Annotated in this window: 9 protein-coding genes; 5 read left to right on the forward strand and 4 right to left on the reverse strand. The window is 57.9% G+C overall.

Annotated features, from left to right (window positions below; genetic code table 11):
- Positions 1-46 precede the first annotated feature (46 nt).
- The 3 genes from G6L28_RS15780 to G6L28_RS15790 form a co-directional block, all read right to left on the reverse strand.
- On the reverse strand, positions 47-1,009 hold the full coding sequence (locus tag G6L28_RS15780) for a 2-hydroxyacid dehydrogenase (RefSeq protein ID WP_174064780.1): 963 nt from the start codon (positions 1,007-1,009) through the stop codon (positions 47-49).
- 79 nt (positions 1,010-1,088) lie between these two features.
- On the reverse strand, positions 1,089-2,111 hold the full coding sequence (locus G6L28_RS15785; RefSeq protein ID WP_174064781.1) for a LacI family DNA-binding transcriptional regulator: 1,023 nt from the start codon (positions 2,109-2,111) through the stop codon (positions 1,089-1,091).
- Between the two features lie 127 nt (positions 2,112-2,238).
- Positions 2,239-2,748: a MarR family winged helix-turn-helix transcriptional regulator gene (locus G6L28_RS15790; protein ID WP_174064782.1), complete on the reverse strand. Its 510-nt coding sequence runs from the start codon at positions 2,746-2,748 to the stop codon at positions 2,239-2,241.
- An 80-nt stretch (positions 2,749-2,828) separates the two neighbouring features.
- Here G6L28_RS15790 and G6L28_RS15795 point away from each other — a divergent pair, with 80 nt between their 5' ends.
- The 3 genes from G6L28_RS15795 (at position 2,829) to G6L28_RS15805 (ending at position 5,992) form a co-directional block, all read left to right on the forward strand.
- Positions 2,829-3,638 (forward strand): creatininase family protein, encoded by an 810-nt coding sequence (locus tag G6L28_RS15795; protein WP_174064783.1) that lies wholly within the window; start codon positions 2,829-2,831, stop codon positions 3,636-3,638.
- A gap of 93 nt (positions 3,639-3,731) precedes the next feature.
- Entirely contained in the window at positions 3,732-4,844 is a 1,113-nt protein-coding gene (locus G6L28_RS15800; protein ID WP_174064784.1) for a CobW family GTP-binding protein, read from the forward strand.
- Between the two features lie 155 nt (positions 4,845-4,999).
- Entirely contained in the window at positions 5,000-5,992 is a 993-nt protein-coding gene (locus G6L28_RS15805) for a WD40 repeat domain-containing protein (protein ID WP_174064785.1), read from the forward strand.
- Between the two features lie 309 nt (positions 5,993-6,301).
- Here the strand turns inward: G6L28_RS15805 and G6L28_RS15810 are convergent, their stop codons facing one another.
- Positions 6,302-6,607 (reverse strand): hypothetical protein, encoded by a 306-nt coding sequence (locus tag G6L28_RS15810; protein ID WP_174064786.1) that lies wholly within the window; start codon positions 6,605-6,607, stop codon positions 6,302-6,304.
- A gap of 262 nt (positions 6,608-6,869) precedes the next feature.
- Between G6L28_RS15810 and G6L28_RS15815 the strand changes: the two genes are divergently transcribed.
- Entirely contained in the window at positions 6,870-8,033 is a 1,164-nt protein-coding gene (locus tag G6L28_RS15815; protein ID WP_234902602.1) for a hypothetical protein, read from the forward strand.
- Between the two features lie 225 nt (positions 8,034-8,258).
- Positions 8,259-10,073, forward strand: coding sequence for a methyl-accepting chemotaxis protein (locus G6L28_RS15820; RefSeq protein ID WP_174064788.1), 1,815 nt, complete (start codon positions 8,259-8,261; stop codon positions 10,071-10,073).
- Positions 10,074-10,355 lie beyond the last annotated feature (282 nt).

Genomic DNA, 10,355 nt, shown 5'->3' on the forward strand with positions numbered 1-10,355 from the left:
CCATTCTGGCGTCGCAAGGTGCGGAGCGTGCAAGCCGTGCTCGCACTTACCCTTTTACAGGCGTTTCCGGCACTGGCGTCTTCACCTTGCGTTCGTTCAGCCATCCCAGCACATTGTCGGCCACCAGATCGGCCATGGCATTGCGCGTCGGCAGCGAGGCGGACGCCACGTGCGGCAGCAGCGTGACATTCGGCAGCGAGAGAAACCCTTCCGGCACCTTCGGTTCGGCATAGAACACGTCAAGACCGGCAGCACCGACGACGCCATCCTGCAAGGCTTTCAGAAGAGCATCCTCATCCACGCTGGAGCCGCGACCGACATTGATGAACACGCCATCCTTGCCAAGCGCGCCAAGAATTTCAGCGTTGATTGCCTTATGCGTTTCCGGCGTGCCTGGCACGATGCAGATCAGGATATCGACAGCTTGCGCCATTTCCTTGAGAGAGCGGTAATAGGTATAGGAAAGCTCGTCGCGCTTGCTGCGGGTATGATAGCCGATCTCGACCTTGAACGGCTCCAGCCGCTTGGCAATTTCCTGGCCGATGCGGCCCATGCCGAACAGACCGACCTTGCGGTTTTTCAGCGAGAAGGGAGACAGCGCAAACGGTCCTTCCGACACCCATTTGCCTTCGCGCAGATAGGTTTCCGCCTGATAAAGACGGCGCACGGTGTTGATGAGCAGCGCAATCGTCGTGTCGGCCACTTCGTCATTCAGCACGTCCGGCGTATTGGTAACGATGATGCCGCGCTTGGCCGCATGCTTGGCATCCACACCATCATAGCCCACGCCGAAATTGGCGATGACTTCAAGGTTGGGCAGCGCATCGATCCACGCCGCGTTGAAGATGCCGGAAACGGCAACCGCACGGATGCGCTCGGCGACATCGGCAGACAGGCTCGGCTCAGCTCCGGCGGGCGCGGTGACGACCTCCACCTTTCCCTCGAGACGTTCCAGCACACGCGGATTGATCTTGCCCGGAACGAGAACGGTGGCTTTGTTATCTGACATTCGGCTAAATTCCTCCTATGAGTTTGGAGGCAAGCTAGCGCATAGATTTAAAAACCGGAACCCGCTTTCGTGACAAAAACTACTTGCGCGGAATGCAAGGCCCGGTCGACTGGCGGATGCGCATTTCGGGCTTGATCAGGTGTATGCCGTCCGGCTCGTGGCTTCCGGACAGACGATCCAGCAGCGCGCGCGCCGCAAGCCGCCCCACTTCCGCCTGACCGTTGGAAACGGTGGTGAGCGCAGGTGTAGCGATGGAGGCCTCCTCCAGATCGTCGTAACCCGTCACCGAAATATCCTTGCCCGGCACGAAACCGGCGCGGGAAATGCCGTTCATCAGGCCGATGGCGACCAGATCGTTCCAGCAGACGGCAGCGGTCGGCTTTTGCGGCAGCGACAGAAAGTTCACCGCAGCTTCGAACCCGCCCTGCTTCGAGCGCGCGCCGGGAATGCGCAGGTTGGGATCGACCTCGATGCCCGCCTTGCGCAGCGCATTGACATAGCCCTGATAGCGGTCGCGGCCGGTGGAGGTCTGGTCCGTACCGCCCACCATGGCGATGGTGCGATGGCCAAGGCTGATAAGGTGATTGGTGGCAAGCGATATGCCGTAAGCGTCGTCACCGCGATAGGTCGGCATATCGACCCCATCCATGGAGCGGGCAACGAGAATGGCGGGCATTCCGTTTTCTTCCGCCAGCTTCAGATCCTCGGTCGGCGTGCCGATTGCAGGCGACATGATGACGCCGTCGCTGCCGAGCTGCAGCAGTGTTTCGAGGAAATTGCGCTGTTTTTCCACCGAGTCATAATGGTTGGAGAGAATGAACGTCTGGCGGCTGCGGTCCAGCTCGCTTTCGATAGCCTTGAGAATTTCGCCGTAAAACGGGTTCATCACATCATGAAAGACAACACCGATGATGCCGGAGCGGGAGGTACGAAGACTGGCCGCGCGGCGGTTATAGATATAACCCAATGCCCGCGCCTGCTCCTTGATCTTCTCCCGCGTATCGCCAGCCACAAGCGGACTGTCACGCAATGCCAGCGATATCGTGGCTGTGGAAAGCCCAAGGCTTTCAGCAATGGTGGATAGCTTTATCTTCTGCGCCATTGGTCCCCTCCGCAACGCAAACCACCCTCATCCCTAGTGGGCGTTTAAATTGTGACTAAACAATTTAAACCGGACTGGCAACGTTTTTAAAGATTTACCGCAGCAGCATGATAGCTTTTTAAAATATTTAATCGATTAATTCAACGGACTGGAGGTTGGCGTCGATTGCCCTCAACAGCTTCACCACGTTTTTCACATCTTTGGCCGACAGCCCCTCGATGGCGCGGGCGCCACAATTGGCAAGCGAGGTGTTGATGTGCTCCACGCTCTGCGCGCCCGCCTCGGTCAGCTTCACCAACGTCAGACGACCGTCGCCGTCACCCGCGCTACGCTCCACAAAACCCTGCGCCTCCATGCGCCCGATGGTGCGCGTCATCGTCGGCGCTTTCACGCCCAGCTTCTGGGCAATCTGCCCCGGCGTCATGCTGCCTTCCTGCGAAAGCGCCAGAATGACGCCATCCTGCCCGGCATAGAGACCGCTGGAGGCAAGGTTGTGGGAAAGCACGGTGCGCATGGAACGCGCCGCCTGGGTAATGGATTGGGCCAGCTCTTCGGGACTGTAGGACAAATCCTTTTTCTTGCCGGATTTGCTCTTCTTGGAAGACTTGTCCTTTTTGGCCAGCTTGTCCTTGCTCATTCAGCGCGTGCCTTTGTGTCAGATCGCAAAAAGACTATATGATGTTGTAACACTTAACGAATACGGGCGCAGATCGCCAGATGCCAAACACATACACGCAATTTGACGACGAAAAGATAACAGCCGGATTCGGAATGTCTGACGAGCGCATCGCCGTTCTACCGCTGGGCGCACATGAACAGCATGGCCCGCACCTGCCCTTCGAAACAGACACATTGATTGCGCAGGGCATCGTCGCACGGTTGCGAGAGGCTCTACCCGCCAGTCTCCCCGTAGACTTTCTACCCGTCGAACCCGTCGGCTATTCGGTAGAGCATATGAACGTACCAGGCACGAAGACGCTTGCCTTCGACGAAGCAGTAAACCGCTGGCTCGGGCTTGCCGAGGCGCAGCACGCCAAGGGTATCCGCAAATTCGTTATGCTGAATGCCCACGGCGGCAATTCACCCCTGATGACCATCGTGGCGACAGAAGCCCGCCTTCGCTTCGGAATGCTTGCCGTTGCCACCAGCTGGACCCGCTTCGGCCTGCCGGAAGGGCTGATAGAACCGCAGGACAAGGCCATCGATATCCATGGCGGCGATATCGAGACCTCCGCCATGCTGGCGCTCCACCCGGACAGGGTCGATATGGAAAAGGCCGAACACTTCCCCTCGCGCCAGAGTGAATTCGCCAAGCGCTTCAAGCATCTGCGTGCCTATGGCCCGCATGCTTTCGGCTGGATGATGTCGGATTTGAACGATCAGGGCGTGGCGGGCAATGCCAGTGTGGCCAGCGCCGAAAAGGGCGAGAGGATCATTGCCCATTCGGTCCGGGGGCTGAAGGAACTGCTGGAGGACGTTCATGCCTTCGACATGAAAACCTTTCAAGCCATGGATCAGAATTCTTGAACAGATTCTCTTTGAACTGACTGTCCCGCGCGCCTATATGGACAACAACGCATTCAAGGCCCGATCACGGCCATTTTCATTTCGAGGTTTTCCATGACCGAAGCAACCACCGAAACATCCGCTGCCATCAAGCCGATCCCCGTCACCGTGCTGACTGGATATCTGGGCGCGGGCAAGACCACGCTCCTCAACCGCATCCTGTCTGAAAATCACGGTAAGAAATATGCGGTCATCGTCAACGAGTTCGGCGAAATCGGCATCGACAACGACCTTATCGTGGAATCCGACGAGGAGATCTACGAGATGAACAACGGTTGCGTCTGCTGCACCGTGCGCGGCGATCTGATCCGCGTGGTGGAAGGCCTGATGCGTCGTCCGGGCCGTTTCGATGGCATCATCGTGGAAACCACCGGCCTTGCCGATCCGGTTCCCGTCGCCCAGACCTTCTTCATGGATGACGATGTTCGCGCCAAGACGGAACTCGATGCCGTCGTTGCGCTGGTCGATGCCAAGCACCTGCCACTGCGCCTGAAGGACAGCCGCGAAGCCGAAGACCAGATCGCCTTTGCCGATGTCGTCGTCATCAACAAGAGCGATCTCGTGACACCGGAAGAACTGGCCCGCATCGAGGATATCGTGCGCGCTATCAACCCGTCCGCGCGCATCTACAAGACAGAACGCTCGGGCGTCGATCTTGCCCGCGTGCTGGATCAGGGCGCGTTCAATCTCGAGCGCGCGCTGGAAAACGATCCGCATTTCCTCGAACACGGCCACGAAGATCACGTCTGCGGCCCGGATTGCGGACACGATCACAGCCATGACCATGACCATGACCATGACCATGATCACCATCATCACGATCACGACCACGGGCACCACCACCACGCCCCCTCGCCCATCCATGATGTGACGGTTCAGTCCGTCTCCCTGCGCGGCGGAGAGATGAACCCGGAGCGTTTCTTCCCGTGGATCCAGAAAGTAACGCAGACGGATGGCCCTAAAATCCTGCGCCTGAAAGGCATCATCGCGTTTAAGGACGATGCCGAGCGTTATGTGGTTCAGGGCGTCCACATGATCATCGAGGGCGACCACCAGCGTCCCTGGAAGGACGGCGAAAAGCGTGAAACCCGCCTCGTCTTCATCGGCCGCGAACTGGATCGCGAAAAGCTGGAAAACAGTTTCCGCGCTTGCGAAGTGAAGGCGTAACGGCCCAAAGACCTCCGTCATGCTCGGGCTTGTCCCGAGGATCTGACCAGGTTGCAAGTGTTGCAGCGTGGCAGATGCTCGGGACAGGCCCGAGCATGACGAACAGAGGGCGCAGCCCAACACCATAACAACCACATACGAAAGACTTGTTGCCCATGCCCACCGTTGCTCCTCTTGACCTTGAAGGCCACGTCGTCGCGACGCATTTTCTGGGCGATATCCCGATTTTCGCCACCGCTGCTGGCTCCATTCACCGGCTGGACGGTGGCGAGAAGGTAACGGAAGCCCATCAGGGTCTTCTCACCTGCATCCGCGATCCTTATTCCGCAACCCTGCTGACCGGCGGGGAAGACGGCAAGGTGCAGCGCATCGGGCACGATGGCTCGGTGACGGAACTGGCGCATGTTTCGCGCAAGTGGATAAGCGTTGTGGCAGGCGGCCCGCAGAACGCCATCGCCTATGGCGTCGGGAAATCCAGCTTCGTGCGCCTGAGCGATGGCACCACCAAGGAATTCAAGGAAGACCGCACGGTCGAGGCCATTGCCTTTGCGCCAAAAGGCCTGCGCATCGCAGCCGCCCGCTACAATGGCGTCACCCTGCACTGGGTGGCAACGGCAGGAGACCCGATCGATCTGGAATGGAAAGGCGCACATACCGGCGTCACCTTTTCCGCCGATGGCAAGTTCCTCGTTACCACCATGCAGGAAAATGCCCTGCACGGCTGGAAGCTGGAAGCGACCAAGGCCGGGATGGAATCGCGCCATATGCGCATGACCGGCTATCCCGCCAAGGTGAAATCGCTGTCATGGTCGGCCAAGGGCAAGTGGCTCGCCTCCTCCGGCGCACCCGCCGCCATCGTCTGGCCCTTCGCGGGTAAGGACGGCCCCATGGGCAAGGCACCGCTCGAACTCGGCAGCCGCGCCAACATCATGGCCACCCACGTCGCCTTCCACCCTGCGGAAGACGTTCTCGCCATAGGCTTCATCGACGGCATGGTCCTCGGTGTGCGTGTGGAAGACGGCAAGGAAGCCCTGTTACGCCGCCCCGGCAAGGGCGCGATCACCTCGATGTCATGGAGCAGCACCGGCAAGCTGCTGGCCTTCGCATCGGAAGCAGGCGATTGCGGGATTGTCGATATTTCGGCTTGATGGGTAGCAAGAAAACCCCTCTACCCGAGAAAACCTATGACTTCGCTTTGCGAAGATCGAGGTTTTCTATCCTCTCCCACAAGGGGCGAGGAAAAGACGCACCGCTTCGATACCACGTAATCGTAGAAGTAGCCGCGACGGCGCGGCTGGTTTTATCTCTCCCCCTGTGGGAGAGAAAGCAATTTCAACATCTTAGCGTCAGCTAAGTGTTAGAAATTGCAAGTGAGGGGTCTTGCTGCCGCCACCACCATCACACAAAAAAAGAGGGACCAACCCGGCCCCCCTCCAGTATCCCCATGATAACAAATCTCAGTAACGGCGCTTCTTCTTGCCGTAGCCACGATCGCGGTCGTTGTCGTTGTGGTTGCCGATGCCATCGACCGACGTGCTGTTGCCATTCAGAATGCCGCTGAGAATGCCGGTTTTGTTGCCGTTCAGCAGGCTGTTGTTGGACAAGAGGCCCTTGAGGCCAAGATTGACATTCGGCGATACGACGATCAGGCCGCCCTTGTTGCCATTGCCGCCCAGAAGGCCGCCGAGCAGGCCTCCTGCATGGGCAGGTGCCATGGAGATGGCGGTGAGAACGACAGTTGCGCAAGCGATTTTCGTAAGCATTAAACTCTCCTCTAAGCTGTTGATCAACGCCGTCTGGCGTGACCGGACAGTACAATTAGACGATTCTAATGCAAGCATATGCTAATGTTATAATGAATTGTTAATACTAACATTTTTGATTTTAATATAATTCTAACAAACCAATCTCTCGTCTTCTTGAAATGACTTGGCGCTGAAACCGCAGGCTGCATCGCGAGGCGCGCTCAAACATTATTAACCATCTATATATAAGATATCTCTGAATTAGCCATTGGAGATATCGATGCATTTGCGGAGCGTGGTCATTCTTGCCGCATGCCTGTCCAGCGCTTCTGCCGCCCTTGCCGATCCCCGCATCACCTATGAAACCGAGACCTCCTACGACACGAATTATTTCAGCGACCGCAGCAATATCGCGGCTCTCAGCCTGCGCACCACCGTCGGCTTCGAAGGCGAACTGGAAAGGGACGGCACGAAATTCGGCTACGCCTTCAACCATCAGGAAGTGCTGGTTCCGCGCTATCGCTTTGCCGTTGAACATAATAGCTGGGTCAATTTTTCGCTGTCGCAAAAGGTCAGCGACCGGCTGGAATGGCAGATGCAGATGCGCGGCACCCGCGCCTTTTCGGGCGACATCGTCGATCCGGACCTGAAAGACCTCGTCACCTATCGACAGCTGGACCACAAGCTGGATTTCTCGACCTCCGTCACCCTTGCGGCGCTTGGCGGCAGGACAACGCTTTCGGGCAGCTATACCGCGCTATTGAAAGGAAAGGCCCGGTTTCGCCCCGCAGGCATCATGACGGCGCGGCTGGAGGCGAACGAGGCGCTGGCGGCCATCAAGGCAGAACATCTGCGCGAATTCGCCGGTGGCGAGATCGGGCTCACGGGAGCCTATAATGTGGCTCTGGTTCCCGAGAACCAGCAGCAGATCTATGAGCGCTTCCCCGCCTCCAACCTGCGCGGCTCCCTGGCCTTCGGGCGAAAATTCGGCGAACGGTTTGCGGTGCTGGGCGAAGTCGGCTTCACCACGCTTCGCGGCAGCGAGATAAGCAATGAGGTGAAGCGCACGCGTCCCTACCTGCGCGCCGAGGCCGAATGGCAGCTTCATGACAGTATCGCCCTTGCTGCGGGCTATTCGCAGGACTACGCTCTATTCGATCTGGACGATCCAATCGCGGAATTTCAGCATCGCTGGAAAATGGTGATAAAGACGAAGCTCACGGAAAAGCTTACCGCCGATCTGGCGCTGGAGCGAAGCCGGAACGAATGGGTCTATTACGACAATGTCTCGACCCAGCGGCGCTTGGTCGCCACGCTGGCATTCGATACCGGCAAGGATCGAAAGCTGGAGCTGGAGTTTTCACGCCTCCTGCACGACTCAGATGACAGAAACGATGTGTATCGCGGCAGTAGCATCTCCACCAGATTAAGCGGCATATTCTAGAAATTGCAATCGACAGTCCATATCGCCATGCCGCGTCTACGGCATTATTTGCTCACGTAAGAAAAACAGAACTTATTTATTTACAAATTCTAATAAAAAGACGCACTCGCTTATTCATTATTAATAAACGCTATTACTGCAAGTATACGATGAAATTAATCGTAGAATGTTTGTCATCAAATTACTTACCCTTACGTCAATTCGATCCTTCCGAAAGCACATCCGATGAAACTATCTCTTTCCGCAGTGGTAACGGCCACGGGTCTGGCGCTTGTAGCGGGCGTTGTTCTTACGCTTCTGACCGGTGCCGATGCCTTGAGCAGGCTGAAGGTCAACGGCCCGATCTATCAGCAGATCGTCGACGGCAAGGATTTGATCGCGGATATTCTTCCGCCACCGCTTTACCTCATCGAGACCTATGCATTGGCCAATGAGAGCGCGCTACACCCGCTGACACTGCCTGCGAACGAGACACGTATCGCGGAGCTGAACCGGCAGTATCAGGAGCGCCGCGAATATTGGAAGAGCACGACGCTCCCCGATGAATTGAAGCAGAAGCTGCAAAATGACGTACTGATCAAGGGCGATGCGTTCTGGAAGGAATTGGACGGCGCCACCCTGCACGCCCTGTCTTCCGGCAACAGCTCTGCGGTCAACGCGGCTATGGCGCAGTTGCGCGATAAATTCCACGATCATGAAAAGTCGGTCAACGAACTTGTGGAAATGGGCACCGTCTATGGCAAGTCGCGGGAGGATTACGCAGCTTCCGAAACGGAGCTGCTGCAGGGCTCCAGCTATGCTCTCGGTGGTATCCTGATCCTGCTGTGCATCGGCTCCACCGTCTTTCTCAGACGCCGCGCCATCGCGCCGATCCGCTATATTACCGAAACCATGTCGCATATGGCGGGTGGGAAGCTGGATGACGAAATCCGCCACCACAAGCGCGCAGACGAAATCGGGGCCATGGCGCGTGCGCTTTCTGTGTTCCGCGATGCGGGCGTTGAAAAGCTGCGGCTGGAGAAAGAGGCGGAGCAATCCCGCGCCGCCGCCGAAGCGGACCGGGAACGGCGCGAGGCGGAGCGCCTGTCGGATGCCGATGACCTTCGCTTCGTCATCGAACAGCTGGGCAGCGGCCTGAACCGCCTGTCCCATTGCGATCTCGCCGTCACGCTCGACCGCCGCTTCGATAGCCGTTTTGAGAGCCTGCGCAACGATTTCAACAGCTCGGTGGAAACGCTGCGCTCTACGCTAGGCCAGATACTGGCGCAAACCGGCCAGCTTCACGGGCAAGGCAGTGAAATGCGCGGTGCTGCGGATAACCTTTCCCGTCGCACCGAGCAGCAGGCAGCCGCCCTCGAACAGACCGCAGCCGCGCTGGAACAGGTAGCTTCCACCATCAAGACCTCGGTGGCACGGGTGGATGACACGCGCAATCTGGCAAAGGAAGCGCGCCATTCGGCATCCCGCTCCTCTGAAATCGTCGGCACCGCCATTTCCGCCATGCAGCGCATCGAAAGTGCCTCGGGCGAAATCGGCTCCATCATCGGCGTCATCGACGAAATCGCCTTCCAGACCAACCTTCTGGCGCTCAATGCAGGCGTCGAAGCCGCCCGCGCGGGCGAGGCCGGGAAGGGCTTTGCCGTCGTAGCGCAGGAGGTGCGCGAGCTTGCCCAGCGCTCCGCCAAGGCAGCCCGCGAAATCAAGGAACTGATCGGAAAATCCAGCATGGAAGTCGCCTCCGGCGTCAGTCTGGTGCAATCCACCGGTACGGCGCTGGCACAGATCGAGGAGGTCGTCACCCGCATCGACGTGAACATCGACAGCATCGCCACCGCCTCACGCGAACAGTCTCTCGGAATTCAGGAAATCAGCACCAGCGTCAACAGCCTCGACCAGATGACCCAGCAAAACGCTGCCATGGTGGAAGAAACCAACGCCGCCAGCCAGGCAATCTCCGACGCCACCCAGTCGCTCTCCGTGCTGGTCAACCGGTTCAATGTGGGTGAGGCTGAGGCAGCGAGGGTTAGGCAGGCGGCTTGAAAGTGATGGCGAGGTCGGCGTAAGCGCAACCCCTCACTGGCAATTTCTAACACTTAGCCTTTGGCTAAGATGTTGAAATTGCTTTCTCTCCCACAAGGGGAGAGATAAACCCAGCCGCACCCTCACGGCCTTTTCTACGGTTAAATGGCATCGAAGCGGTGCGGTCTTTTCCTCTCCCCCTGTGGGACCATTGCAAAACCCGACGAATATGATTCACTTTGTTTGTGAGCGATCGAAGGGGCGGTGGCATGGCGATGAAGAGCGGTTCTCAGTTCAGCTTTG

This window comes from Agrobacterium larrymoorei (assembly GCF_013322225.1).
GTDB classification, from domain to species: Bacteria; Pseudomonadota; Alphaproteobacteria; order Rhizobiales; family Rhizobiaceae; genus Agrobacterium; species Agrobacterium larrymoorei_A.